The sequence below is a fragment of the Caballeronia sp. ATUFL_M2_KS44 genome (assembly GCF_023630965.1).
GTDB classification, from domain to species: Bacteria; Pseudomonadota; Gammaproteobacteria; order Burkholderiales; family Burkholderiaceae; genus Caballeronia; species Caballeronia concitans.
In genome coordinates this window covers 52,029-78,541 of the sequence record NZ_JALQEA010000052.1, presented here as the reverse complement: position 1 = coordinate 78,541, position 26,513 = coordinate 52,029, and the positions used below count along the sequence as shown (strand labels likewise).

Below are 26,513 nucleotides of genomic sequence, written 5' to 3'. Positions count from 1 at the left end.
ATGGATCCCAGGCTTCAGTCAATCGCAAGCGACCCGGCCAACCAGATTTTCTCGGTCGTGTTCTTTCCGGATCGCATCTATCACTCGGCCTATCTGAACGCGACGCGCAGTTCGCGTTACCGCTACGACGTGCTCGAAGTGCGCGGCTATCACGAAGTCATATGCCTCAAGGGGCATGTCTTTCTGGATGGCAACCTGTGCGCGAACTTCCTGCGCATCGAATACCGCGGTTCCCGTTTGACCGAGGCCATGCGCTCGACATCGCGGCTCCTGCGCGATCGTTGCAGCGCGTGGGTGCGGCTCACCACGTCCACCAACGCGCAGACCGTCACGCCGGATGAGCATCTGCTCACGCTGCACTGGGACGACTGGGTCAATGCTTACCAGGCCGAAGTCTGGGACACCCTCGAACCGCCCGGCCGCAGCACGCATCCGTTGTCGGTCCTGGCCCTGATGGGACGGGACAACGAAATCACGTGCTTTCCCGAAATCACGCCGATGCTCGCTGACGTTCGCGCCATCCGGCAGGTGGAACTGTCATTTCGCGAGCCGCAGCGCGTGTACGCCTCGGGCGCGCTCGTGCGCGACCTTCGCTGGGACAACAACCTTGAGCGAACGCATCAGGCGCCGAACACGGCGGTACCCAGTTCGCAAGACAACACCGTGCCGGACAAGAACTACATGCTCGACTTTCAGCGAGGCTGGTACAAGTCCGCGAAGGATGTCACGCCCGTCGAATATCGCAACGCCATGATGCTGCCGGGCAGCGACGGCCGCTATACGAATCCCGATGCGGCGGACGACAACATCATCGCGATGCGCTGGCTCTTTCAGCGCGAACTGGGCGGTTCCATGATCTTCTTTCACGAGGTCACGATTCCGCCGGGCAAGGTCGAAGGCAATCATCAGCATGTCGGTTCGGAGGAGCTTTACTACATCATTCAGGGCTCCGGAATCGCCTATCTTCGCGTGGGCGACGACCCGTCTCTCGGCGACGAAAACGACACGCGGTATCAAACGGTCACGCGCGAAGTGTTCGGACTCGGCCCGCAGCAATTCAAGCAATTGCCCGTGCAGGCAGGCAACATGATCTTCACCAAGAGCGGCGGAATGCACGGCATTCGCAATCCCCGGGAAAACACGCAGGATCTCAAGTTCGTCGCGTTCCTGTATCACAGCGAATAAAGCCCAGAGGCCTGCATGTTCATTCTTCATGACGAGGTCATTCCGCTTCGGGCCGGGCAAAAGCCGGACTACCGGCGGGACAATCCGCTCACGCGGCTGTTCGGCATGATCGAGCAGGCGAGTTTCGCCGCCGGACGCGAGCACTATGTCTTCGAGGACCTGCAGTATCTCTTTCCCGTCAGCGGCATGACGCTGTACGGTCCGGCCGGCAACGACAGCGCGATCCTCGATCCGCTCATTCAGGACAACAAGACCGACTTCCAGAAGCAGAATCTTCAATCGATCTACGCCGCCGATACACAGCTGATTCGCGGCTGGGTGTGCGCGGGCGACTGGAGCGGCCCGTTTCTACGCGTGACCTACCGCGCCGGACTCGATTCGGTGCTGGCGCACAAGGCGCGCTCGGTCCTGTCGGACTCCTTGCTTCTCTATCTGAAAGTCGGGGCGAATGCTCACGGCGATCTGCTGCGCGTGCCGTATGACGAGCGATCCGGCCGCTACGCGCTGGAGCTTTGGGGATGGACCGGCAGCGTCGACGACCTGCGTGGCCGGCTGGACGCGAAAGGCCGGGACGCCCTCGCGCAAGGAGAACTGGTCGCGGACCCCGCGCTCATTCGCGGCGGCGCGGATTTCACTCGCGAGGCGCTCGATCGACAGGATGTCAGAACCGTCGCGCCGGACCACGCGCTGCATCCCATCTTGCCTCTGCACGTCGAAATGGCCTGGGCGGACGCATCCGGCAAGGTGTGGGATTCGCTCGACGGATCGAACCATCAGTACGAGTTCAACATGAAGCTGCGCGGATGGGAAAGCTTCCTGTCGGTCGGCACGAGTGTCAATCCGCACGGCGGGATGGGTTTTCTCGAATATCGCAACCTCCTGTCCAACTACGGCTCGTTCGGCAACTCGGGCGAGCTCGGGCGGACCGTCGAGCCGTGGAACTTCGACGCGTTCGGGAACAAGGCGGCGACGGTGCGCCAGGAACCGTTCATGGCCGTCGACTACATGGATCTGCACGTCCTTCACGGCCACGCGGCGATCGGGCTGCATCGCCACCGTGACAATCAGGAAGCCTTCATGGTGCTGGGCGACCGCGCGGGTCTCATGGTGATAGGCGACTGGGCACAGATGCCGGGCCGCGAGCGATGTATCGAGGTGCGCACATTGAAGCCGGGTCATCTGGCGCTGCTCAAGGGCGGCAATCTGCATGGACTGATCAATCCCTCGGATCAGGACCTGTTCCTCTTCATGTTCGGCGGATACGACTGAAGGAGCGCGCATGGTCATGCCGACGCTGGGCAACGTGAAGATGGGCGCGAACCTGGTGCAGGGCGGCGCGACGTTCCGGCTATGGGCGCCGTGCGCGCAACGCGTCTACGTCATCACGGGCGAGCGCCTGCCGCTCATCGATACCTCCGGCTTCGCGCCGGCCGATACCGAGGCGCTCTTCAACCTGGGCGACGGCTCATGTAGCGGCTTCGTGCCCGGCCTCGCCGACGGCTCCCCGTACCGGTTCTGGGTGACGGGCAATGGTTCCACCGGCCCGAAGCGCGACCCGCGTGCGCGCGAGTTGAGCATCGTGCCGGCCTATCCGCGCTGCGACTGCATCATTCGCGACGTGAGCCGCTATCCGTGGCACGACGACGCTTATCGTCCGCCCGCGTTCAATGATCTGATGCTGTACCAGTTGCACATCGGCGTGTTTTACGCGGTGGACGCGGCGGGCATGGACAAGCGCCGCGGCATCGGCAAGTATCTCGATCTGCTCGACCGCGTGGACTATCTCGCCGATCTCGGCATCAACGGCGTGCAGCTTCTGCCCGTGCAGGAGCATCCGACCGAGACGAGCCGCGGCTATAACGGCCTCGACCTGTATTCACCGGAGATGGACTATCAGGTGAACGACCCGGCGGAACGCGGCCGCTATCTGACGAAGGCCAACGCGCTGCTCGCCGCGCGAGGCAAGGCTCCGTTGTCGCCAGCCGACATCGAAGCAGGGCAGGACCAGCTCAAGTGCGTGATCGACATCTTCCATCTGTCGGGCATCGCGGTCCTGTTCGACCTCGTGTTCAATCACGCGGGCGGCGGGTTCAACGATCAATGCCTCGAATTCCTGGACCGCCAGCCCTACGGCGACGAGAACCGCAGTCTCTATTTCACGGATCACCAGTGGGTGGGCGGTTACGTGTTCGCATACTGGAACGACGGCGTGCGCGGTTTTCTCATCGATAACGTCAGGCAATGCCTGGAGGAGTACCACATCGACGGCGTGCGCTACGACGAAGTCACCGTCATCGACGCCAACGGAGGCGGGCGGTTCTGTCAGGACGTGAGCTCGACCGCTCGCGCGGAGAAATCATCCGCGCTGCAGATCGCCGAATACTGGGGCAGCGACCGCGCCGCCGCCGTGCGCGCGCCGCCGAACGGTCTCGGATTCGATGCGGCGTGGTCCGACCGCTTGCGCCTCGGCGTGCGCGGCGCGCTGTCCCAGATGCGCGGCGGCAGCGACGCGTTCGTCGACATGCAGAACCTCGCCGCCAGCCTCGCGCCGCCCGATGGATTCGGTGAGGCGTGGCGCGCCGTGAACATGCTCGAAGATCACGACATCGTGTTCGTCGAGCGCGATCTGCGCGTGGCGGCGCTGGCGTCGAACGACAGCCGAAGCTGGTACGCCCGCAGCCGGGCGCGCGTGGCGCTCGGGCTGTTGTTCGCGTCGCCGGGCATACCGCAGTTGTTCATGGGCCAGGAAATCTTCGAAGACAAGCAATGGAGCGACGACACCAACTTTCACGCGAACCTGCTGATCTGGTGGGACGGCCTCGCAGTGGACGGCGTCATGCGGGACTATCACAGCTTCTGCCGCGATCTGATCCGGCTGCGCGCGGCCTATCCCGCGCTGCGCGGCGAACGGGTCGCCGTGTACGTCGTGAACGAACAGGACCGCGTCATCGGCATTCATCGCTGGATCGAAGGAAGCGGGCAGGACGTGCTCGTGGTCGCCAATCTTCAGGAGCAGAACCGCTTCGGCTATCGGATCGGCTTTCCTGGCGCGGGAACGTGGCGCGAGATCTTCAATAGCGACGTGTACGAGGGCTACCCGAATCCGCAGCCCGCCGGAAACGGCGGCAGGGTCATCGCGGATAGCGGCCCGTGGGGTCCGATGCCGAATTCGGCGCAGGTCACGTTGCCGGCCAACGGGTTCATCGCCTTCGCGCGGTGAAGGCCCGCACCGAAAGTCTCAACCCAGCAATCCGACGCCGAGCACCTTGTTCCGGATGACCACGACGGCTTCGAACAGCGCGAGCGCAATCGCGAGACAGATGCCGATGGTCGTGTGCCCCGTGACGTACAGCGCGACCGCCACCAGGAGGGTGAGCAGCATGCAGGCGATGAAGTACAGGCTGACCTGCCACTTGGCCGGGTGCCGCCCGAGGATCGGGTTCACTTCGGTGAACGTCTGGGGATGCCCGGCTATCGTGAGCGTCTGCAGCCAGTCGAGGCTGAGCGCGGCAAGGGCTGAAGCGACACACAGGATGTAGAGCATCGGAGACCTCTGGAGGCTGGCGTGCCGCTGACGTGTCGGCAACGGCATCGCGATGACGGGCGCGAAGATTCGACGGACTGCCCGCAGAGAAAACGAACGGAAACGCCCGCGTTTGAACATCGCCCGCAAAGGCCGCTAGCGCGCGGCGCGCTTCGGGGCCTGCTTCGGGACGTGAGCGGGGCGCCGGTGGCGCAGCTTCGCGAGGGCCTCGTCGATGGCGGGCAGCCCGCTGCCGATGCCCGCCGACTGAAACGCGCGGCGCACGTCGAGCAAGCGTTGCCCGGCCGCGAGCAGGTCGTCATCCAGCGCGAGGCTGCACAGCGCGCGAGCCCGCGCGGCGATGAGAAGCGCGAGCGGCAAGCCGTCATCGCCGACGAAGGTTTGCAAGGACTGCGCATAACGCAGTGCCGCGTGCCATTGCCCGGATTCGAGACAGGCTTCGATGGCATTGGTATGAAAGCGCAACACGGAGTGGGCGAGACAAGGCTCGCGCAGCAGCGCCTCGCCTTCGCTCAGCGCCGCCTCGCGCTCGGCGGCATCGCGCGCGGTGCGGGCCAGCATGCCGTGGATGGCCGCGCCCGCGAAACCGAGCCCGGTGTCGCTCGCGAGCCGCAGGGCGCTCATCGCGCTCGCCCGCGCTTCTTCGCGCCGGCCCTGGCGCAACTGAACGTCCGCCAGCGATGTCAGAAGCGAGGCCTCGAAGCGCCGCGCGCCGGCGCGGCGGGCGAGCGGCAGTCCGTCGCGGCAGGTCTCTTCCGTGCCGTCGATATCGCCGGCGTCGACCTGCACCGTGGCGAGCGTCATGGCCGCGAACACTTGCGCGGGCACGAGGCCGACCTTGCGGGCATCGGACAGGGCGCGCAAGGTTTCGTCGAGCGCCTGCGCCAGCAGTCCCGCATAACGCAGACAGTGGCCGAACATGCAGCGATTGGGAATTTCCATGCCGATCCACCGCCGCGCCGCGCATATCGAAACGCAGTCGCGAAACGATTCGAGCGCCGCCGCGAGCTTGCCCTGTTCGAGCCGCGCATCGCCGAGACCGCTGAGCGCCCGTACCTCGCACGCCGGATGGTTCGCGGCGCGCGCGTGGTCCAGCGCGAGCAGATGCTCCGCCTCGCATGCCGGAACGTCGCCGCGCGCATAGTGCAGATTGCCGCGCAGATTGTGAATCTGCGAGCACTCCACGGTCAGCGCGTTGGCGACGGCAATGGGCTGCGCGTGCGACAGCGCATCGAGCGCCGCGACGATGTCTCCCTTCACGCGATAGTCCGCGGCGGCGCCCATCCAGGCATGGCAACGCTCGATATCGTGCGTCGCCAGCGACAACGCCTCCTCGAATCCGGCGATGGATTCGTCCGACTGCCCCAGCTCCCGCAACGATTCCGCCGCGAGCAGCGCGAGTCTGCAACGCACCGACCGGTCGGTCGCGCAGGCCATGCCCCGGCGGGCAAAGGCCAGCGCCGTTTCCACGCGCGCCTGCTCCAGTTCGTGCCGCCCGGCGAGCAGCCACTGCTGCGCGGCTTCGGCGTCGGCGGCGCGTTCGAGATGCTCGGCACGTAGCGCATGATCGTCGTCGGCCGTGTTGCGCGCCGCGCACAGATGCAACTGGCGGCGCCGGCTCCGCAGCACCGACGCATACACGGCCTCGTGAATCAGCGCATGCGTGAAGCGAAAGCCCGTGCCGTCGTCGTCCGGCCGGATGATGTCGGTCGCGACGAGTCTCGCCACCAGCGTGCGGATCGACAGGCACGCGTCGTCGTCGTCCGGATTGAGGATGCCGGGCGGGACCACCGCCGCGCGCAGCTTGTCGTCGGCGGCGGCGAGCCCTTGCAGCTCGGCGTACGTGAAGCGCCTGCCGATCACCGAGGCCGCTCGCAGTAGCACCCGCTCGGCTTCGCTCAGCCGATCCACCCGTTCCATGACGACGCTCTGCACGGTCGGCGGAACGTCGTCCAGTCCGCCCTGCACGTGCGCCTTCAGCAACTGCTCGAGGAACAGCGGATTGCCTTCCGCCCGCGCGATGCAGCGTTGCGCGACGTCGCTGCCGGCGTCCAGCCAGCCGCTCGTCATCAGGGCCGCTTCGCCGTGACTGAGCGGGGCGAGGTCCAGCACGACGGCGGCGGCGCCGGTCAGCTCGTCGCGCCAGGCCTGATCGAACGGATCGCTTTCGATGCGCGTGGTCATCACGAGCGCGAGCGGCGCGCCGAGCGCGGCCCGCGCCACGGCGTGCAACTGATGCAGCAGTTCGGGCGAGGCCCAGTGTACGTCCTCGATAGTCACGAGCAGGCGCGTGCGCCGCGCGAGCCGCGCCACCAGCGTCGTGATGGCGTGCGCTTCGTAGGCGCTTCGCGTGGCGTTGTCGAGCGCGTCCTGCAGCGGTCGCGCGCCCGCCGCCGGTTCCAGTTCCAGCATGGCATGAAGGAACGAGGCGCGCGCCGGATCGATGTCCGCATCGCGCAGCGCGGCGTCGAGCGTTTCGCGGGCGCTGGCTTCGCCGCACGACGCGTCGATGCCGAGCAGCGACCGGAGGAGCGCGGGCATGGCGGACTGGCCGCGCGCCACGCCGAAATCGAGCACGGGCTGAAGCGGCGTGGCGAAGCCTTGCGCGGCGGCGCGCGCCCGCACTTCGGCAACCAGTCTCGTCTTGCCGATGCCCGCGTTGCCGCGCACGATGACGACCGCGCCTCGCTCGCCCGTGCGCACCGCATCGAGCACGGCGAAAAAGCGTGCGAGATCCGATTCGCGCCCGACGAACGACGAAAGCGGCGCGGCCGTGCATCGAACGCCGTGCAGCCGCCATACCGAAACGGGCCGCGCGAACCCATGCACCACCGTCGGACCCAGCGCCTCGGCCTCGACGATACCGGCGACAGCCTGATACAGCGGCCCCGGCACGAGCGTTTCCCCGGCGCCGGCCGCTTCGCCGAGGCGCGCCGCGAGATTCACCGCGTCGCCCGTCACGCTGTAGGCGGCGTGCGCGCCGTTGCCGCGCATGAGCGCCGCGACTTCCCCGCGCGCCGCGCCGATATGCAGCACGAGCGGCCGGCCGCACGCGTCGGGCAGACGCGCGGCCGTGGCGTGCATGTCGAAGGCCGCGCGCAGCGCGCGCTCGGGATCGTTGCCATGCGCGACGGGCGCGCCGAAAACCGCCATGACGCAGTCGCCGATGCGGTCGAACACGCTTCCGCCGTAGGCGTTCACCACGTGGTCCATGCCCGCATAGAAGCGTTCGAGCATCGCCTGAACGTGTTCGGGATCGCTGCAGGCGCATTGCGCCGTGTAACCGCTGATGTCGGCGAAAAGCACGGTGGCCTGCCGGCGATCCTCGATGGCCTCGCGTGCGAAGCGCGCCTCGCCGTCACGCGGGCGGTGTCCGGAGAGCGGCGCGTGCCATGCCGGATCGCGGGCGTGCGCCGCGCCGTCGAGGGGGGAGCCGCATGCCTCGCAGAAGTTGGCGGCGGCGTGGCATTCGTGCTGACAGTGCATGCACCTCATGAGCCAGCAACCGAGTAAGGAGAAGGGTGCGGCGGCGTCGCCCCTGGCGCCACGCATGGAGTGCGCGAGCCGCATCGGCCGCCGCGAATCGATCAGTCGGATCAACTCAATATAGAACATTGGCCGCGATTGTCTTCGCGGCGCATGGCGCGTTCATGCGCCCCCCCGTGGCGAACGGCAGCCGGCCAACGTCGCGGCGCTCAGAACGTCGAGCCCGGTCCGCGCATCGCCGGGCACTCCGGTGCGGGCGGAAACACGCGCCAGGCGCCGTCGCGGTGCCGAAAGAACACCAATGTGTGATGCATGGCGTCCGCCGCTTCCACGCAGACGAAGCGGAAACCTTGCGCACGGGTGCGCCCGAAGCGGCGCACACGCGGCCTGCACGTTCCGCCCGTGGGCAGCCATTTTTCTACCTGCGCGTGCAGGGAGCGGGTTGCGGTGGTCATGTCGTCCTCCGGGGGAGCGAACGTTGGAAGGGCCTCGGAACGGGAGGCGGCCGGTCGCGCGTGGCGAGGTGCGTTGCGGACGCATCATGAAAATCCGATACTTCAAGCTCTGGACGACGAAGCGATTTCGCTCGCGACGCACCGCGGGCGAGCCGCCCGGCGCCAGACTGGAGGTCGCCATGTACATCCTGCTGACCGGGCCCGCCGGGCTGTTTCGCGAAGGCGTCGAACGCCTGCTGCGCGAGTTCGCTCATCCCGGCGAAGTGGTCGCGAGCGCGTGTCTGGTCGAGGGCTGGCCGGGCGAGCGCAAGCCTGACTGCATCGTGATGGACGGCGACTGCCTGCGTCACGCCAGCGACGAACTCGATGCCGCGCGCCGCCACACGCGCATGACGCCGGTCGTGGTGCTGCTGGAGAAAGCGGAGCCGCGTCAGGTGGACGAGTTCATGGCGGCGGGCGTCTCGGGCTGCGTGGAGAAGTCGGCGTCCTCTTCGCTGCTGTTCGGCGCGCTGCGGCTCGCGCTTGCCGGCGGCATCTACCTGCCGCGCTCGCTGCTCGCGGCGAGCCTGAACGAGCCCCCCGCCGGCGCCGATGCAGGCCACGCGCCGGGCACGCCGGACCCGCATCTGCATCTCACGCCGCGCCAGATCGAGGTCCTCGCGCTGCTGGCGCAAGGCCGTTCCAACAAGATGATCGCGCGCGAGCTGGGCTGCGCCGAGGCGACCATCAAGACCCATCTCACGACCATCTTCAAGGCGCTCAACGTGCGCACGCGCGGTCAGGCGAGCGCCGTGGCACAGCGCCTCGAGCGCGTGCACGAGAAGCAGATCACGCGGGCGCTGGACGGCAGCCTGTCGATCGGCACGCTGCTCGCCAACATGGAGAGCCAGTTTTATCGTTCGGGCGACGTACTGTTTCGCAAAGGCGATCCGGGCGCCGAAATGTTTTACGTTCTGCGCGGTCAACTGAGGCTCGCGGGCGTCGATGTGCGCCTCGGAGCCGGTGCGCTGCTCGGCGAGATCGGCCTCTTTTCTCCGGAGCGCCGCCGCACGGCGACGGTCGTGTGTGAAAGCGACTGCGAACTGCGGGTGGTGCGCGCCGCCGATGCGATCCGGCTCTACTATCAGGAACCCGAATTCGCGCTGCAACTGATCCGCCTGCTCGCGAGCCGCCTGAACGCGGACAACGTGCGCCGCGCGCAGAACGTCTAGGCGGAAGGCTTGCCGTCCATGTTTCACGATGCGTCTCCCGTGTCGCTCAGGCGTGCGATTCCATCGCGAGAAGGCTGAGGACGACGAGAATCGCCGCGCGATTGTCCTCCGAGATCTCGATACGGAGCGTGCCCGCGATCCAGTGGCCGATGAGCGTGCCCGCGAAGTCCTCGGGCGTCGCGGACTTTTTCATGGTCACGCCGAGCTTGCGGGCGCGATAGTGGTACGAGGGCACGTCGTACGCATCGGCGACGCCCCTGAGTCCGCCGCCGCGCTCGCGGATCGAACCGAGACTGCCCGCCAGCACGATGCGGTCGTGCGCGTTCAGCGAGGCGACGAAGGCGCGCGCCAGCATCCGCACGCGCGCTTCGCTCAGGTTGTGCTCGGCGAGGCTCGCCTCGATGGAATCGGCCGGCGCGTGCGCGCTACGCTCGACTTCGGTCTGCACACCCTCTATTTCCATCGAGAGATTGCGCTGCAGGCCGGCGCTGCGCAGGCAGTCGATCAGGAAGCGTCGAAAATACGCGCACAGCGCATAGACCGTGGACGGTGCGCTTTCGGGAGACGCCGCCGACGCGCGCTGTTCGAGATCGAAGCGCAGCACGCGCGAGAAGATGAACTGCGCGACCAGTTCCTCCTTGTCGTCGGGCAGCGCGCGCAGTTCGGCGGGGTAGTAGGAGCGCAGCGCGTGGCGCACGAGTTCGTACATCTGTCCGATTTCGATGTCGGTCAGGGCCGTGCGCCGATGCCACAGATCGACGAGCGTCGCGCCGTCCAGCATCATGGCGCCGGGTTCGCGGCAGGTCAGCGCGTCCATGTCGGCTGCTCCGCGAAATCGAAGAACGCGCGAACGCCGATCGTTCGCGCCGAATCGATAAAGCTCGTCATGTCTTCCCCCTCTGGAAGCAATCGCCAACGATCACGACACGGAACACGCGAATGGCGCCGTTACGCGGGTCCGCCATGGGCGGCCCGTGCGTCGTGACAGGACCCTTCAGTGAGGAAAAGTAGTGGCGAGCCGGTCGGCTGATAATCAGCCGGACGATCTACATCGAAAGTCGTATTGACCGGGGAGGGGTGTTCGTCGACGGGCTCGGAGCCGGTAGGACGCGGCGCTTCGGGTGGCGGCGGTACGCCACCATGCGGCGGCTAAAGCGGCACGCCAAAGGCGGCACGCTAAAACCGAAAAGGCACAAACGACAAGTCGAAAACGCAAAGCAAGAGATACGGCGAGCGCAGCCGCCAACCACGCCCGCCCGCCCGCCCCGCTTACCGACGCACGTACTGCGTCGTCCTGCTGTCCGACACCGCCTTGACGGGAAACGCGCGATCGACGTCGACATGAGGCACCGACGCGTTCGTCACCGGCAGGATCATGCCCACGACACCGCGATGCGAATACTGATGCACGATGCATCGGTTGCCCGCCGGTTGCAGGCAGGCGCGCTGCGCGTAGAGATCGTTGACGTCCTTCGAACCGACGACGCCGATCAGATCGCCGCCGTCGCGCGTCGTGCGGGCCATCCAGACCGGCAGGCCGCGCAGGCAGTCGTCGTCCTGCTGATAGGCGTGGTTGAGATAGTCCCCGAACACCGAAGGCGTCGAATAGATGATGATCATCGTGTCCGGATACCTGGCCTTCACCCGGTCGATATAAGTGCAGACCGCACGCGCATAGAACCTGCCGTAGTAAAGCCGCGCGTTGGCGTTGCGCTCGTCGGTCAGCTTCTGTTCGACGTCGAGCGCGAGAATGCGCCCCTTCAGTCCCGCAAAGGCGATCTGCGGAATCTGGCCCGCGCTGTACTGCTGCAATTGTCGGGGCAGGTCCACCGCGGACTGGCTGCCTATCGCCGCGAAACGTTCGAGCGCGCCGTCGATCTTCGCCGTGTCGCTGCTGCGCAGCGAGGCATACGCGCGGGCATCGCGCAGCGAGTCCGGGACCGAGAAGAACACGTACGGAATCGTCGTCCAGTTCTCGTGCGCAATGGCGTCCAGATGTTTCGGATAGGAACTGTCCAGCTTGACGAACGCGAACTTGCCGCCGCAACGCGAATACACCTTGTAGTCGCGGATCACGTTCGCATGCGACAGATCGATTCCGTGCAGGATGCCGTCCGGATGCGTCAGGCCGACGAAACCGTCGATGATCGCGCCGGTATCGGTCGTGCCCCAGGGCTTGACCGGGTTCGAGATGGTGGCGGGCAAGGGCGCCATGTATTTGGGTGTCGGACAGTCAGTGAGCGGCTGCGCGGAGGGTGCGGCGTGCGCGGCGCTGACGGCAGACAACAGGCTGATCGCCGCGAAGGCGATCTTCGGGGCAAGCGTTGGAAGGCGGTTCATTTTTTCCACAGCTCCGGATATTTGGCGTGCTGCAACAGGTTCGAGAGATCCGCGACCGATCCATAGAAGCGGTCGAGATCCAGGGGCTTGCTGGTCTCGAAAAGCGCGAATCCGCCGTACGACGTGTATTGCTGGAAGACGCATCGGCTGTCCTTGTCGAAGGTCCGGCACAGCGAGGCGGCGCGCTCGCGAACGCGTGGGTCGCTGAGGTCGCCGAAGCGCGAGCCGTCGAGCGTATGGGCCGACATCCAGACGCCGTCCTTGCCGAGGTCGCAGGGCGCGTCGGCGAGGCCGTAATCATGGAAGAGCGAGGCCGACGTGAAGACCATCACCCGCTGATGCGCAAAGCTCTTGTGCGCATCCACGGTCTTGATCCACTCGCATGCCGCCTGCCCGTAGACCTTGCCTATCGCGCGCCGGTCCTCCACGTCGAAGCGGGATTGCGGCCGCTCCATCAGCGTGAGGACGATAGGCAGATACGGCTTGCCATAGTTGCTGTCCGTCACGTCGAGGCTCGGATCGGCGCCGAGCAATTGCCCGAAGTGCTGCACGAACACACTCGCCTGCGCACGCGCCGATGCAAGATTGGCGGCAAGCAGCGCGCCTTGCTGCGCGGCGGGCAGCGCCGAATACGCCGAGCTTGCGTCGCGAAACACGAAGGCGTGGTAAGGCCCGACAAAAAGATTCTGATTGCGCGCGTTGTACCAGTGCGTGCGGGCAAACGTTTCGTTATCCGGATCTTCGCCCGCGCTGATTCGCACGTAGACGAACGGCTCGTGCATGCCGCCCTGACTCGACGCGTCTTCCGTCTTGCCGAGACATTCGCGCAAGTGCGTGAAGTCGGCCTGATCCTGCCACTTGGATACATCGATGCCATGCACCACCGGTTCGTCCCGGACATCGACGAAGCCTTGCGTGATGATGCCGGCGTTCGTCGGGCGGCTCGTCTGCGGGTTCCAGCTCGCGTGATACGGAAACGTGCCGGGCGCGGTGTCGTGCGTGCACGGTTGCGCGCGCGCGGTCTGCATGAGAGCCAGCAGCGTCGATGCCGCCAGCCAGCCGATGCAGCGTACGGAAAATGTCTTGGTCATGTCGGTCGAGTCGTCAACGAGAGAAAGAATGCGACGGCGTGCCTGCCGCCCGGTCGCGGGCCACAGGCACGCACATCGCCCGGATAAGGCGCGCCCCCGCGCCATTCAGTCGATGCGCACCGCGGCGCTCGTCTGCCGCGACATCGAAGCGAGCAGATACCCCTCGTTCGTGTTGTAGCAGTCGAACATCCAGTAGCCGCCGCTGCGCAATTCCCTCACGACATTCAGCGCGGCATCGTAGGAAAGCTGCTGCCTGACGGCCATCGGCTCGTTGCGCGCCATGGGGCGGTCCTGCCATGCGGCCGTGCCGCGCGGCAACCGCGCGTCGAAGTCGCCGGTCGTTCCGGCCGGCCGCGGCGAATGCCGGAACTGCACTTCCAGATAGCCATTGATGTAGCTCGTCTGCGTGTCCTTGCTGCCGTGCAGGACGAGCCAGTAAGACGGAGGCTGCGCGAACGCGGGCTGCATCGCGACTGCCGGAGCCAGTGTCACGGTCGCGGCGATCATGGAATGCACGATGCGCCGTGAAAATCTGGAGAACGAACGATAGGACATTTCAAACCTCCTCGTGTGGCCGGTGGGACGGGTTGTCAGAAAAACGAATCGGCACGGCGAAAGTGCAAACGACACTCGCGACACTTCCGCTTCAAACGTTTCGAGGCTCTTTCGTCTTCTCGGGCAGGAAGCGGTACGGGAGGGAACATGCTCGACGAAGTGGACAGGAGACTGCTGGCGTGGGCCGGTGCCGCCGTGCCGGATGCGCAGGCGCTGCTCGGCCCGCCGCCGGACGCGGTCACGCAGGACAGTGTGAGCGTCCATCTGTTCGCGATCGTGCCGCGTGCGGCGAACCGGCAGCCTCGGCAATGCCGCTGGCCGTTCGAATTGCGCTATCTCGTCACCGCCGATGCGGTCTCGCCCGCCGATGCGCATCGCATGGTGGGCGCGTTGTTGATCTCCGCGCTGGAGACGCCGGACTTCGACGTGCAGGCCTCGCCGCCGCTCGGACTGTGGCGCGCGCTCGGCGCGAAGCCCCGCGCGGCGTTCACGCTGGGCGTGCCGTGGCAGCACCAGGCGACGTTTCCGGCAGCGCCTGCGGTGCGCGAAGGCCTGCATATCGAGCACGGGTCCATCGGCGCGCTGCACGGCGTCGTGCTCGGCCCCGAAGACATACCCGTCATGTCGGCGCGCGTCGAGATCGGCTCGCTCGGACGCGTGACGGTGTCCGACCGCTTCGGCAAGTTCAGCTTCGCGGGCGTGCCGCGCGGCATGGATCTGCGGGTGCGGGCGCAGGCCCGAGGCGCGTCGCTGGAATGCGTCGCTGCGGGCAGCGGCAGCGGCGGCGACGACCGCGGCGTCGTGATTCGCCTGCCGCTATGAGTCCCGGCGCGCGCTGCGCCCCGAAAACCACGTTGCAAGAGCAAGGAGAAAGTCGATATGGCGACCAGTTACCTCGCGCCCGGCCTGTATGTGGAGGAGCGATCCACCGGCGCGCGTCCGATCGAGGCCGTGGGCACGAGCACGGCGGCCTTCCTCGGCGAGCCGCCCGACCCCGGCGCGCATTCCGGCGTCGCGCACGCGGTCAACAGCTGGACCGAATTCCAGCGCACGTTCGTCGGCAAGGCCAGCGCAAGCACGCTGCTCTCGCATGCGGTGTTCGGCTTCTTCCTCAACGGCGGCCGTCGCTGTTATGTGGTGAATACCCGCGAGTGCGGACTCATCAAGGGCCTGCAATCGCTCGAACGCGTCGATGACGTGAACATCGTGGCCGCGCCCGGAATGACCGACATCCAGACTTACGAGGCCGTGCTGAGCCATTGCGAGGCGGCGAACAACCGCTTCGCCATTCTCGACGCCCCGCGCGACGTGGAGGATATCGGCACGCTGACGCGCGCGGGCATGCTGACGGAGACCGGCAAGCCCGGCGCGCCGGCGCAGCCCGCAGCCGGGGCGGCCCAAGATGGAGAGCAGGGCGCGGACGAAGGCGCGGGCGTCGGCGCGCGGGATTCGAACAACGGCGCGTTTTATTTCCCCTGGTTCCGCACGCGGGATGCGCTCGCGTCCGGCGCCAACGACATCGTGACGGTTCCGCCTTCCGGTCATATGGCGGGCGTCTACGCGCGCACCGACGCGCTGCGCGGCGTGCACAAGGCGCCCGCCAACGAACGCGTGAACGGCGCGCTCGGCCTCACGTATCTCGTGACGGACAGCGAGCAGGCGGTGCTCAATCCGGCCGGCGTGAACTGCATTCGCATGTTCCAGGGCGGCGTGCGCGTGTGGGGCGCGCGGACCACGGCGCGCACCGACATCGAATGGCGCTACATCAACGTGCGGCGGCTTTTCATGATGATCTGCCAGTCGATTCGCGCCGGCACGCGCTGGGTCGTCTTCGAACCGAACGACAGGCCGCTGTGGCAGCAGATCACCGGTCAGATCACGGCTTTTCTGCTCACGATCTGGCGAGACGGCGCGCTCGCCGGCGCGACGCAGGAGGAAGCGTTCTTCGTGAAGTGCGACGCGGAAGTGAACCCGCCCGAGGAAATCGACAACGGGCGGGTGATCGTGGTGATCGGCATCGCGCCCGTCAAGCCGGCCGAGTTCGTTATTTTTCGCATCGGTCAGGGCGTGGGCAGCACCGACCTCGAAACCGTCTAGCGACGAGAGGAGATCACCATGGCAGAGCAGACCGCCGCGCAGGGAAGCGTGGGCACGCCCGAAGACCCGTATCGCGATTACAACTTCAGGATCGTCATCAACAACGTCACCGAAGGCTACTTCGTCCAGTGCAGCGGACTCTCGGTGCGCTCTCGGACGATCGCCTACCGGCAGGGCGGCGACGCCACGACGCGGCGGCTTCCCGGACCGGTCGAGTATGGCGAGGTGACGTTGTCCTTCGGTCTCACTGCGTCGTCGCGGACGCTGTGGGACTGGTTTCAGTCCACGGTGCGAGGGCAGGTGGAACGGCGTTTCGTCACCATCGTGCTGCTGAACAGCGACGGCTCGCAGGGCGATGTCAGCTGGAATCTGACGAATGCGTGGATATCGGAATGGCACGCGCCTGCGTTCAACGCGCTCGGCAAGGACGCGGCCATCGGGCATGTGACGATCGTCAGCGATGAAATTCTTGCGGGAGCGGCACAATGACACTCGCCGCTCGTCTGACGCAGATCGTGCGGCGCGGCGGCCTGCTGCTCGTGGAGTGGGCCGCGCGGCGCTCGCCGCCGTCCGTGCCCGATGCCGCCGCGCCTCGCCATGACGACGCCGAGGCTGGGGACGAGGTGGATCCCGTCGCGCTCGGCATCGATCGGGACGTATGGGACGCGTGGCGGCGGGAGGGCGCGCCGGCGCACTGGATCGCGCATGTGGCCCGGTCAGCGCCGAGCTATCTGCGCGCGGGTCCGGCGGGCGGCGGGACGTCGGCGGGGGCGCATGGGCCGCTTGCGGAGGGCGCAAGCATCGGCAGGCGGACCGGTGGACCGGCGGGATTGTTCGCTTCGTCGGGAGCGGATGCGGCGATGCCGAACGCAGCCGATGCGTCGCCGCCACCGCGTCCCCGTGTCGTGCGGATGCTGCGATGCGTCGAGCCGGACGCGCAACCGCGCGCGCCTTCGGCGCGGGCACCGCGAGACAAGGCGCGACGCTCCGGGCCGCAACGCCCGCCCGAGGCATCGGACGCGCCCGACACGCGCGAGCCGTCGCGCACGGCCGCCCCCGCGAGCCTCGCCGCGCAAGGCGAGCCCGGCGCGCACTCAGACGCGTGGCGGCTCTCGCGTCCACGCGATACGGCATCGGCGACCGCCTATGTGCCATCCATCGACATGTTGGGCGAGTCGATGCGCGCATCGACCGTCGGCCGTACGCATTCTCCCGATGCGCCGCTCGGAGCACTCGCGCCCCGCCCCGCGAATGCTTCCGCGCGGCGGTGGCCAAATGCGGCAGCGGCGGCCGGCCATGGAACGGCCCCGCTAGCGCCGATGCCCGGACTGCCCGCGTGGCCCGAATTGCCCGAATTGCCCGAATTGCCCGCCCGCGCGACGACGGTTCGCGGTGCGAATCAACCTTCCGCGCTTCGCGTGCCAAGCGCGCCAAACGCGCCCAACGCACCGCACCCGCCGGCCGCAAGCGGCGACCCGCGACCGCAGTCGTGGCCTGACCCGGCGCCTGTGGCCCTGCACGCCCCGGCGCGCGAAGCCGGCAGCGCAGCCACGCGCGACGGCGAAGCGCCGACCGCGCCCGCGTACAAGGAAAGCGCTCATGCCACCGGACGCTGGGCCGACTTGACAACCGGCGCCGTCCGCGAAGTCGACGCCTGGCTGCGCGCTCAACGCGAAGCGCGGGCCATCCGCGATCTGCTGGCCGAACAAAGGGAGGTGGCATGGAACGCGTGGCATTCCTGATCGAGGACACGGGCGAGCGGATCGATTGCCTCGTGAATCCGGAAAGCGTCGTGCTGCGCCGTGAGGCGGGGCTGCATCGGCGCAGGCTCGTCGGCGAGATCATCGGCGATTCGGCCTGGTCGGACGACGCGCTCATCTGCGGCGGCGGCCTGACCGAACTGCAACTCGATCTCCTGTTCGACACGTCGCTCGTCGCGCCGCCCAACAAGTGCGCGGATGTGCAGGAACTGACCGCGCCGTTCTGGGCGCTTGCCGAACATGCGGTCGATGCCGGCGGCTACAGCCGGCCGCACGTCGCACGCTTTCTGTGGAGCAAGGAGTGGAACGTGCCGGGCGTGGTCGCCGCCGTGGCGGAGCGTTTCGAATGCTTTCTGCCGAACGGCGCGCCGCAGCGTTCCTGGCTGCGCATGCTCTTTGTCCGGGTGGACGACGGCGCGCGCGCTCAAGGCGACCGGCCGACGCAAACGCAGCGCGTGGGCCCGGCGCCCGGACCGTCGTTTCCGGTCACCACGCCCGATCCGCTGGACGACGGCATGCGCGCGGACTGGCTGGACGCCGCGCGCGACTGGGACCCGCGCGACTGGCTGAACGATACCGGCGCGTCGCAGGCGCTGCCCTCCCTGCCGCATGCCGGCATCGCTCTGGATGACGAACGATGAAAGCGCACCCAGTCCTGTCCGCGCTGTCGCTGCAAGTCGGCGGCACGGATGCGCCCGCCCTGTGGCTCGCGCGTCTGGCCGATCTCCGGATCGTCCAGCGTCTCGGTCTGCCGAGCGTGTGCGAACTCACTTTCTCCGATCCCGACGGACGGCTCGGCGACACCGCGCTCACGCAGGCCGGCGGCGAACTGCAAGTGTCGGTCGGGGCGCCCGGCGATGCGCTCTTCAGCGGCGACATTTCCGGGCTCGCGTATCTCTACGAGTCCGGCGACGGACGGCAACTGCGCGTGCGCGCGTACGACCGTCTCGGGCGGCTCGCGCGCCGGCAGAAGCAGCGCACGTTCGCGCAGACTTCGTTGCTGGAGGTGGCGGGCGAACTGGTCGCGGATCTCGGTATCGACGTGGCGTGCGATCTTCCCGATGTCGCGATCGACCACGCCATCCAGCACGAGCAGACGGACCTGCGTTTCCTGAGCGACCTCGCGGCGCGCAACGGCCTGTATGCGTTTCTCGCCGGCCGGACTCTGCGGCTCGTCGCGTTGCGCGGGGCACGACCGGCGCCGGACGCCGTGATCGAGATGGCGATGGGCCGCGAACTGCTCGAAGCCCGCTTCTCGCGCAACGACATGGCCGCCTGCGCCAGCGTGTCGGCGCACGGCTGGAACAGCGCGACGGCGGAAGTGCATCGCGCGATGGCGGAACACGGGGCGGCGCCGGGTGAAACGAGCGGCTTCGCGAGCGCGACGTCGCTCGCCAATCGCGCGTTCTGCGACGACGCGCACGCCGAACGTCACGCGCAGGCAGAGTTCGACTTTCACGCGGCGCGCGCCTCCGGCATGGCGGGCGTGGCGAACGGCGACCCGCGTCTGCGGCCGGGGGCGCGGGTCGCCGTGGAGGGCGTCGCGCGCGCGCTGCGCGGGCCTTATCTGCTCGCTGCGGTCAGCCATACCGTGAGCGCCGAGAGCGGCTATGTGAGCGAAATCGAAACGACGCCGCAGCGCCCGCCCTCGGAAAGCCGGGGAACGTCGCTGACACTTGGCAGCGTGTTTCGCACCGACGATCCGCAGGCGCTCGGCCGCGTGCAACTGACGCTGCCCGCGCTCGGCGAGGTGACGACCGACTGGGTGAAAACCGTCTCGCCGTGGGCGGGCGCGGGCAAGGGCTTCATGTCCCAGCCCGATACCGGCGACATCGTGCTCTTCGCCTTCTTCGACGCCGACCCCGCGCATGGTGTGGTGCTCGGCAGCGTGTATGGCGGTGCGCCGCCGCGCGACTGGAGCCGCAGCGCGCGCGGCCAGTGCTACGCGCTCGTCACGCCCGGCGGCCAGAAAATCCGCTTCGACGACGCCGGGGGCAGCACGCACGTCGAGATCGCCAACGGCAGCTATATCCAGCTTTCGCCGAAGGAGACGGTCATTCACGCATGCGGCGCGCTGCGCATCGAAGCGCCCGGCGAGGCGCTGACGCTGCGCGCACGGACCATCGACCTGGAGCGCGCCTGACATGCTCGCGCTCACCGAGGACGCGGTCATCGTGTGCGAACACGCGAAAGGCGTGGTGAAGCTCGCGCCCTCGCAGGACTTCTGCCGCGTGGAAGGCAGGCGGCTGCTCGTGGACGACGACCCCGAGCACAAGGGCATCTCGGGCTGTCCCAACCTGAATCCGGCGATCGGCATGAAGCCGTGCACGCACACGCTGGCCGTGCGCGAGGGCTATGCGTCGTTCGTGCGGATCGGCGGGCGGCGGCTGTGCATCGCGCCCTTGTCCGGCCTGACCGACGGCACGCCCGCGGGCATCACGCATTACGTGACGCGCGACCCCGGTCAGACGTTCGTGAATTGCAGCGAATGACAGCCGAGGCGCCGGTTCATGCGGCGCGCGGCAAGGAGACGAGTAAATGGCGGCTGCGAGCATTGCATGGAAATTCCGGATGCCCGGCGAGGCGTCCGTCGAGCACGGCACCGGGCCGCGCGTGTCGGTGACCGGCGGCATCGAGACGGTGGCTCACGCGAAGGCGGTGCGTCAGGCCATTCTGATGCTGCTCAACACGCGCCCCGGCGAGCGCGTCATGCGTCCGGAGTACGGCTGCGCGCTGCATCGGCTGATGTTCGCGCCGAACGACGACACCACGGCGGGCCTCGCCATGCACTACGTGCGTTTCGCGCTCACGCGCTGGGAGCCGCGCATCGACATCGTGCGGCTCGACGCCGGGCGCGATCACGAGCGTGCGGACGTGCTCGTGATCGACCTCTGCTATCGGCTGCGCGAGACCCGCGAGGTGGAGGAATTGCGCGTGCCGCTCAACCTGAACGGAGCGTGAGCCCATGTTGCAGGACAGCCCTCGACTCGACGATCGCCAGTTCGAAGACCTGCTCGCGGAGGCCACGCGCCGCGTGCGTCAGACCTGTCCCGCGTGGACCGACGTCGGCCCGAGCGATCCCGGCGGCGTGCTGCTGGAAGCGTATGCCTTCATTTCGACGTGGCTCGCGCGCCAGGTGAACCGCGCGCCGGCCAAGGCCTACGTCGAATTTCTCCGGCTGATGGGCCTGCGCCTCTATCCGCCGCGCGCCGCGCGCGTCTCGTTGCAGTTCTCGCTGGAGCAGCCTGCCGCGAAAGCCGTGGTCATTCCGGAGCTGACGCGCGTGGCAGTGGCGCGCGCGAGCGCGGATACTCCCGCGCCCGTCTTCATGACCGTCGCGCCCGCGCATATAGAAGCGGGCGCGACGAGCGGCACGGCGCTCGCTTATCACTTCGACTGGATCGCGGCGGAAGCGGCCGGCGCCGGCAGCGGGGAACTGGGGCAGCGAATCCAGTTGAAGCATCCGCCGGTGCTCGCGCCCATCGACGGCTTCGACGAACTGATCGTCGGCGTGGAAGAACCGGCGCCTGCGCTGACCGAACGCGCGGGCTACCGGCGTCACGGCAACCGCATGTATCGCCTGTGCCACGAAGTGCCGCGTTTCATGGACGACGACGACGGCCCGGGCTGCGCGTTCACCATCGACCGGGTACGCGGCCTCATCAGCTTTGCGCCGTCCGCCCCGCGAAACGCGGACGGCGCGACGGCGGCGAGCCTCGACAGCATGGCGGCGGTGCCGGGCGAGGGCAGGCAGATTCTCGTCTGGTACGCGCGCGGGGCGGGTCCGCAGGGCAACGTGGCTCGCGACACGCTCACGGTCATGAAGGACCTCGTGCCCGGCGTGCGCGTCACGAACCCGGAGCCCGCGGTCGGCGGCGCATCGGCGGAGAGCATCGAGAGTGCGTTGTTGCGCGGGCCGCAGCAACTGCATTCGCTCGAACGCGCCGTGACGGCGCGCGACTTCGAGATGCTCGCGCAACGCAATGCGGGCGCATCGCGGGCCAAGGCGTTCACGCAGGCCGATGTATGGGCGCATGCGGTGCCCGGCACGGTGCAGATCCTGCTCGTGCCCTCGTGGCCGGAATCGCTGCCGCGCCCGGACGGACAGGTGAGCGCGGAGCGCCTCGCGGAACAGCAGGCCGCCGGGTCGCTGCGCGAGATCGAGGCCGCCTTCGATGAACTGAAACCGCTCGGCACCCGCTGCGAAGTCGGCTGGGTGCGCTACAAGTCCGTGCGCGTGGCCGCCCGCGTGGTGGTGTATCGCGGAGAAGACCCGGCGGCCGTGCGCGCGCGCGTGATCCGAAACCTGCATGAGGCGATCAATCCGCTGCCTGCGCCGGACGGCCGGCGCGGCTGGCCCTTCGGCGAGCCGCTGCGCATCTCGCGCGTCTACGACCTGATCCTGTCGGAGAAGTCGGTGAACTACGTCCACGACGTGCACCTCTTCGTCGACGAGTTGCCGGAGCGCGACGCGCGCGCCATCGCGGCGGACTGCCATCAGCGCGGCACCTGGTACGCATGCGCGGGCGCGGCCCTGTTCCGTTCGATGAACGACGGCGAAAGCTGGGAGCGCGTGGCGTCCTTCGATGCGCCGGCCGTGCTCGTCGCATCGCATCCCGGTTGCGCCGGGGTCATCGCGGCCGTGTCGCGTCAGGGCGACGGCAACGTGCAGTGCAAGGTGCACGTCTCGTTCGATTGCGGGGAGAGCTGGCGCCCCGATCCGATTGCCTTCGAACTGGCGGTAGAAGGCATCGCGTGGCTCCCGCGCGACGATGCGAAGGTGCTTCTGATCGCCACCGGGAAGGGCCTCTACGAGCTCTCGGTCACGGATGCGCAGCCGACGCCGGTGCAGATCGTGGTCGATGCGCAGATCCAGGATCTCGGGATCGGCGCGGTCGTCGTCCTAACGGACGTGCGCGGCGTGACCAAGGTCGCGGTGAGCGGCCAGGCCAACCGCGGCGTGTACCTGTCGATGCAGGGCGGCAAGCCCGGCACCTTCGAGCCGATCGGACTCGAGGACGAGAACATCCGCACGCTCGCCGTTCAAAAAATCGGCCCTCGTTCGTTCATCTGGGCAGGTCCCTCGTTTCCGGGCAACGAACCGGGCAGCGGGCTGCATCGGTGGGAAGTGACGGATTCGGTGCGTTCGTCCGAAGGCTGGCGGCAGTATGGCGCGGACTGGACGGGCGGCAGTTGCAATTCGATCGCGTTCGCCGGCGGGACGGTGTATGCAGCCACGCACCACCTGGGCGTGCTCAAGCTCGACAGCGAGCAGCAGGACCCACATTGGGAGGCGCCGGGCACGCGCAGCGGTCTGCCGGCCCGCGAGCAGGTCACGCGCGAAGGAGGCGCGGACGGCAAATATCGCTACTTCCTGTCGGTGAGCGCGGTGGCGGCGCGGCCGGATTCCCCGCTCGTGTTGGCGGGCGGCGAGGAAGGCGTGCTGCGCAGCGAAGACGGCGGCGGCAGCTACGAGAACGTGTCGAAGCAGGACTACGTCGAACGCATCTCGCTGCCGCCGACGTGGCTCTTTTGTTCAGGTGAGCACGACATCACGGTGACGCAGAGAGATGAAACGCAGAGAGATTGAGGCGCTGCTTCCCGCCTTGTTCAGCAACGCCGCGCAGCAGGGCAACGCCGTGCTGAACGCGTTGCTGGAGGTGATGGAGGCGTTGCACGAGCGGCCCGAAGCGATCCTGCGCGACTTCGACGCGTGGTTCGATCCCTTGCGCACGCCCGACGCGTTCGTCCCGTGGCTCGCGCGCTGGGTCGATCTCGACCGCTTCTTCGTGCGGTCCTCGCGCACCGGCGCGGCCGCGCCTGTCTCGGTCGGCGTCGGCAGGTTGCGCGAGCTGATTCGTCAGGCGAGCTATCTGTCGAAGTGGCGCGGCACGCGCAAGGGGCTCATCGCGTTTCTGGAGACGGCGGTCGGCGTGTCGGGATTCGAAGTGCACGAGGCCGTGGAGCAGGCGGACGGCAGCGTGAAAGCGTTTCACATCCGCGTGAGCATGCCCGCCTCGGCCGAGCGGCATCGGGTTCTGATCGAGCAGATCATCCAGTCCGAGAAGCCCGCTCATATCACCTATGAACTTCAGGTCCTCGGTAACGCGCAAGGAGAGTGAGCATGGCTCAGAGCTTTTCGATCACGGCCGCCAATACGGAATGCACGCTGGGCGCCGGCCGCCAGGCGGAAGCGGCCTTCACATTGACCAACAACACCAGCCGGACATTGCGCGGACTGCTCAAGGTGCGTCCGCTCGGCCAGACGAAAGGCGGCTGGTTCGGCTTTGCGGGAGAGCGCGAACGCAGTCCGCAGATGGAACGCGAGTTCGCGAGCGGCACGCATCAGGTGAAGTTGAACGTGAACGTGCCGACGGACACGCCCGCGGGACAGTACAAGTTTCGGATCGACGCGATCTACGCCGATCAGCCGGACGACGACTATACCGAAGGGCAGGTGGTCTCGATCGACATTCCCGCCGCCACCGCGCCGCCGCCGCCGCCCCGCATGCCGCTGATGCTGATCGCCGCGGCGGTGGCGGTGATCGTCGTCGGCATCGGCGGATGGCTGCTGATTTTCAACGGACCGAAGGTGCCGGGCGATCTCGTCGGCCAGCCTTTCGATGCGGCGAGTTCGAAGCTCACGGCGGCGGGCCTCGTGCCGGAAAAGACCACGGTGACATCGGACAAGCCGGCGGGGACGGTCGTGGACACGAAGCCGGCTCCAGGCGAGCGGGTCAAGAAGGGCACGCAGGTCGTGCTGTCGATCGCGCAGGCGGCCGCTCCGGCGTCGTCGCCGAAGCCGGTGATTTCGAGGGACTTTTCGACGGCGGCGGTGATCGGCGGCGGCGTGTCGCTCGACTATTGCAAGGACTGGGCGACGAACTGCGGTCAACCTGCCGCCGATGCGTTCTGCCAGGCGCAGGGCATGAAGATCGCGACCTTGATCGTCGTGATGCGCAACCATCCGCCCACGCAGGTGCTCGGCACGCATCAACGCTGCGCGACGAATAACTGCACCGCGATCACCGATGTCCGTTGCACGACGGATGTCAGTCCCATGACCAGGATTCTCGCCGCCAAGAACATTCACACCGCGCTGGCGCTGCAGGGACTCGTGCCCAAGCAGTGACGGACCGGTCAGCCCGGCGCGCCGCGTCACGATGCGGCGCGCGCAACACCGAGAGAAGCAACCCGGCGGCGCGTGCGCATGAGCCTCTGCCGCCCTCACACGCAAGGGAGTCGACGATGAAGCTGGCCTTAACGGTTTTCTGCATGAGCCTCGGCACACTGGCTGTGCTCGACGCGATCTTCAGCTGGCGCATCGTGCGCCGTATCTGGGTCGGCTTTCAGCCCGACGAGCGCAACGGCGGCGACATCGAGCGCATCGGGCAGGGCGTGGTCGGTCTGATCCTGGTGGCGCTCGGCGTTCTTGTACTCGTCGGCGTGAAGATGCCGTGATGAACGCGACCCAGCAGAAGTTCATGATCGGGCTGATCGTGTTCGCGGGTATCGCCGCCGTGCTCGCGCTGTGGTCCTACAGCAAGCGCGGCGACGATGCGAGCGTCCCACAGGAGTTGCCCGCGAGCTTCGCGATGGTGGGCGAGCCGCTCGCGTCGCTGCGACCGAAGCTGGGTCTCGATCAGCGCGAGTTCACGCCGGGCCGCGTCGCGCAGGTGGTTACCGTGCCCGCGCGCCCGGACGGACCCGCGCAGCGGTTCGGCGGCTTCAGCCTCGCTCTGGGCGTTTCCGCGACCATCGTCTATCGGGACGAAACGCCCGGCATCGACCCGCGGCTTATCAATCAGAGCGCCACGCTCAAGGCGGCAGGCGGCGCCTCGTCCGGCGAGGCGCGCGCGACCATCATCGCGATGCGCGGGGGAGGTCGGCTCTCGCTTGCCTGCACGGGTCCGTTGCCGTGCGTCATTAAGCTGGACTAATCGACAGGGTGTCGTCATGGGTTCCGAGGATCTGCGCCGTCCGCTGCTGCTCGTCGCGCTCGGTTTGAGTGTGATGATCGTGCTCTTCGAGACCGGGTTGAGCGCGAGATTGCTGTTTCTGTCGGATCGGCTCGCGTCGAGCGTGGCGTCGTCCGCGCGGCCCGGCTACGGAATCGCGTATCTCGTCTGCATCGACGCGCTGCTGCTCTACGGGACGTGTCTGATGACGCTGTCGCTCGTCTTGTCGAAGGAACTCGTCGGGCGCCTTCAGGGCGCGGTCGGCGTCGCGGGCGGAGTGATCGCGCTGCTCGCTTTCGGCGCGATGCTCTTCGTCGCGCTGCAGATGCTGATTTTGATGGTCTCGCTGTTGCTCGCGCCGCCCTTCGGCATGGCCGTTTATGCGCCGCTCTTCGCCCACTTCGAGCGCGCGCGGGCGGCCGCCACGCTCGGCGTGCTGACGTTGTTGAAGCTGCTGACGGCGGGGGCGCTGGTGCTGGCGCATCCCCGCTTCATCGAGAACAAGAGTCTTGTCGTTCTGCTCGCGCTCTCGCTCGGATGCACGCTGCTGGTGGGATTTCTGCAAGCGCTTCCACCGGGGTTTCTCGTCAGCGTGACGGACGCGGCCGGGGCGGTCTGTGTCGCCGCCATCGGCTGCGCGTGGGCCGTCGTGCTGCTCGTGGGGTCGTGCATCGCGACGGTGAAAGCGGTCGTCTAGCGGGTGCATGGCTTTTCATGGTGCGCTCGCGGTGGAGGACTCCGCTGAGGCGTTTCAGCTTTAGAGGCGTGGGGAGAGTGAGCGTCAGGATGTCTTGCGGCTGCCCCCGTTCCGGCGCCATCGACTGCGCGATT

At 67.5% G+C, this 26,513-nt stretch carries 25 protein-coding genes; 18 read left to right on the top strand and 7 right to left on the bottom strand.

Annotation, left to right across the window (positions count from 1 at the left end; genetic code table 11):
- Genes NCR39_RS23340 through NCR39_RS23330 form a run of 3 tightly spaced genes read left to right on the top strand, consistent with a single transcriptional unit; the run spans position 1 to position 4,405 of the window.
- Complete coding sequence (locus tag NCR39_RS23340; RefSeq protein ID WP_250454460.1) at positions 1 to 1,185, top strand: cupin domain-containing protein; 1,185 nt, start codon at positions 1 to 3, stop codon at positions 1,183 to 1,185.
- A 15-nt stretch (positions 1,186 to 1,200) separates the two neighbouring features.
- The gene (locus tag NCR39_RS23335; protein WP_250454459.1) at positions 1,201 to 2,454 is read left to right on the top strand and encodes a cupin domain-containing protein; all 1,254 of its coding nucleotides are present in this window, start codon (positions 1,201 to 1,203) and stop codon (positions 2,452 to 2,454) included.
- A 10-nt stretch (positions 2,455 to 2,464) separates the two neighbouring features.
- Positions 2,465 to 4,405, top strand: a complete 1,941-nt coding sequence (locus NCR39_RS23330) for an alpha amylase C-terminal domain-containing protein (protein WP_250454458.1) — start codon at positions 2,465 to 2,467, stop codon at positions 4,403 to 4,405.
- An 18-nt stretch (positions 4,406 to 4,423) separates the two neighbouring features.
- Here NCR39_RS23330 and NCR39_RS23325 read toward each other — a convergent pair whose 3' ends face one another.
- From NCR39_RS23325 to NCR39_RS23315, 3 genes are all read right to left on the bottom strand, one after another.
- Positions 4,424 to 4,729 carry a hypothetical protein gene (locus NCR39_RS23325; protein ID WP_250454457.1) on the bottom strand — a complete coding sequence of 102 codons (306 nt, stop codon included), beginning with the start codon at positions 4,727 to 4,729 and terminating at the stop codon, positions 4,424 to 4,426.
- 135 nt (positions 4,730 to 4,864) lie between these two features.
- Positions 4,865 to 8,215 carry an adenylate/guanylate cyclase domain-containing protein gene (locus NCR39_RS23320; RefSeq protein WP_250454456.1) on the bottom strand — a complete coding sequence of 1,117 codons (3,351 nt, stop codon included), beginning with the start codon at positions 8,213 to 8,215 and terminating at the stop codon, positions 4,865 to 4,867.
- Between the two features lie 209 nt (positions 8,216 to 8,424).
- Positions 8,425 to 8,670, bottom strand: coding sequence for a hypothetical protein (locus tag NCR39_RS23315; RefSeq protein ID WP_250454455.1), 246 nt, complete (start codon positions 8,668 to 8,670; stop codon positions 8,425 to 8,427).
- 86 nt (positions 8,671 to 8,756) lie between these two features.
- Between NCR39_RS23315 and NCR39_RS23310 the strand changes: the two genes are divergently transcribed.
- The gene (locus NCR39_RS23310; RefSeq protein WP_250454454.1) at positions 8,757 to 9,881 is read left to right on the top strand and encodes a LuxR C-terminal-related transcriptional regulator; all 1,125 of its coding nucleotides are present in this window, start codon (positions 8,757 to 8,759) and stop codon (positions 9,879 to 9,881) included.
- A 46-nt stretch (positions 9,882 to 9,927) separates the two neighbouring features.
- On the opposite strand, the gene NCR39_RS23305 is transcribed toward NCR39_RS23310, so the two are convergent.
- The 4 genes from NCR39_RS23305 to NCR39_RS23290 form a co-directional block, all read right to left on the bottom strand.
- Entirely contained in the window at positions 9,928 to 10,698 is a 771-nt protein-coding gene (locus NCR39_RS23305; RefSeq protein ID WP_250454453.1) for a hypothetical protein, read from the bottom strand.
- 452 nt (positions 10,699 to 11,150) lie between these two features.
- The gene (locus tag NCR39_RS23300; protein WP_250454452.1) at positions 11,151 to 12,221 is read right to left on the bottom strand and encodes a hypothetical protein; all 1,071 of its coding nucleotides are present in this window, start codon (positions 12,219 to 12,221) and stop codon (positions 11,151 to 11,153) included.
- The gene (locus NCR39_RS23295; RefSeq protein WP_250454451.1) at positions 12,218 to 13,312 is read right to left on the bottom strand and encodes a GH25 family lysozyme; all 1,095 of its coding nucleotides are present in this window, start codon (positions 13,310 to 13,312) and stop codon (positions 12,218 to 12,220) included. Before NCR39_RS23295 ends, NCR39_RS23300 begins: the two co-directional genes overlap by 4 nt.
- Positions 13,313 to 13,417: 105 nt before the next feature.
- On the bottom strand, positions 13,418 to 13,867 hold the full coding sequence (locus tag NCR39_RS23290) for a hypothetical protein (RefSeq protein WP_250454450.1): 450 nt from the start codon (positions 13,865 to 13,867) through the stop codon (positions 13,418 to 13,420).
- 147 nt (positions 13,868 to 14,014) lie between these two features.
- On the opposite strand from NCR39_RS23290, the gene NCR39_RS23285 reads away from it, so the two are divergent.
- The 14 genes from NCR39_RS23285 (at position 14,015) to NCR39_RS23220 (ending at position 26,379) form a co-directional block, all read left to right on the top strand.
- Positions 14,015 to 14,689, top strand: a complete 675-nt coding sequence (locus NCR39_RS23285) for a carboxypeptidase-like regulatory domain-containing protein (RefSeq protein WP_250454449.1) — start codon at positions 14,015 to 14,017, stop codon at positions 14,687 to 14,689.
- Positions 14,690 to 14,746: 57 nt separating this feature from the next.
- A complete protein-coding gene (locus NCR39_RS23280; protein ID WP_250454448.1) occupies positions 14,747 to 15,964 on the top strand; it encodes a phage tail sheath family protein in 1,218 nt (405 codons plus the stop codon).
- Positions 15,965 to 15,982: 18 nt separating this feature from the next.
- Positions 15,983 to 16,453: a phage tail protein gene (locus NCR39_RS23275; protein ID WP_250454447.1), complete on the top strand. Its 471-nt coding sequence runs from the start codon at positions 15,983 to 15,985 to the stop codon at positions 16,451 to 16,453.
- The gene (locus tag NCR39_RS23270) at positions 16,450 to 17,706 is read left to right on the top strand and encodes a hypothetical protein (protein WP_250454446.1); all 1,257 of its coding nucleotides are present in this window, start codon (positions 16,450 to 16,452) and stop codon (positions 17,704 to 17,706) included. Before NCR39_RS23275 ends, NCR39_RS23270 begins: the two co-directional genes overlap by 4 nt.
- Positions 17,685 to 18,365: a CIS tube protein gene (locus NCR39_RS23265; RefSeq protein ID WP_250454445.1), complete on the top strand. Its 681-nt coding sequence runs from the start codon at positions 17,685 to 17,687 to the stop codon at positions 18,363 to 18,365. Before NCR39_RS23270 ends, NCR39_RS23265 begins: the two co-directional genes overlap by 22 nt.
- Complete coding sequence (locus NCR39_RS23260; RefSeq protein WP_250454444.1) at positions 18,362 to 19,867, top strand: contractile injection system protein, VgrG/Pvc8 family; 1,506 nt, start codon at positions 18,362 to 18,364, stop codon at positions 19,865 to 19,867. The genes NCR39_RS23265 and NCR39_RS23260 overlap by 4 nt, the downstream gene beginning before the upstream one ends.
- 1 nt (position 19,868) lies before the next feature.
- Complete coding sequence (locus tag NCR39_RS23255) at positions 19,869 to 20,216, top strand: hypothetical protein (protein ID WP_250454443.1); 348 nt, start codon at positions 19,869 to 19,871, stop codon at positions 20,214 to 20,216.
- A gap of 46 nt (positions 20,217 to 20,262) precedes the next feature.
- Positions 20,263 to 20,685 carry a GPW/gp25 family protein gene (locus NCR39_RS23250; protein WP_250454442.1) on the top strand — a complete coding sequence of 141 codons (423 nt, stop codon included), beginning with the start codon at positions 20,263 to 20,265 and terminating at the stop codon, positions 20,683 to 20,685.
- Between the two features lie 4 nt (positions 20,686 to 20,689).
- Positions 20,690 to 23,314, top strand: coding sequence for a baseplate J/gp47 family protein (locus NCR39_RS23245; RefSeq protein ID WP_250454441.1), 2,625 nt, complete (start codon positions 20,690 to 20,692; stop codon positions 23,312 to 23,314).
- Complete coding sequence (locus tag NCR39_RS23240) at positions 23,295 to 23,846, top strand: phage tail protein (protein ID WP_250454440.1); 552 nt, start codon at positions 23,295 to 23,297, stop codon at positions 23,844 to 23,846. Before NCR39_RS23245 ends, NCR39_RS23240 begins: the two co-directional genes overlap by 20 nt.
- Before the next feature lie 2 nt (positions 23,847 to 23,848).
- Entirely contained in the window at positions 23,849 to 24,856 is a 1,008-nt protein-coding gene (locus NCR39_RS23235; protein ID WP_250454439.1) for a PASTA domain-containing protein, read from the top strand.
- Positions 24,857 to 24,972: 116 nt separating this feature from the next.
- Positions 24,973 to 25,185, top strand: coding sequence for a hypothetical protein (locus NCR39_RS23230; RefSeq protein ID WP_250454438.1), 213 nt, complete (start codon positions 24,973 to 24,975; stop codon positions 25,183 to 25,185).
- Positions 25,185 to 25,664, top strand: a complete 480-nt coding sequence (locus NCR39_RS23225; protein ID WP_250454437.1) for a hypothetical protein — start codon at positions 25,185 to 25,187, stop codon at positions 25,662 to 25,664. Before NCR39_RS23230 ends, NCR39_RS23225 begins: the two co-directional genes overlap by 1 nt.
- Before the next feature lie 16 nt (positions 25,665 to 25,680).
- On the top strand, positions 25,681 to 26,379 hold the full coding sequence (locus NCR39_RS23220; RefSeq protein WP_250454436.1) for a hypothetical protein: 699 nt from the start codon (positions 25,681 to 25,683) through the stop codon (positions 26,377 to 26,379).
- Positions 26,380 to 26,513 lie beyond the last annotated feature (134 nt).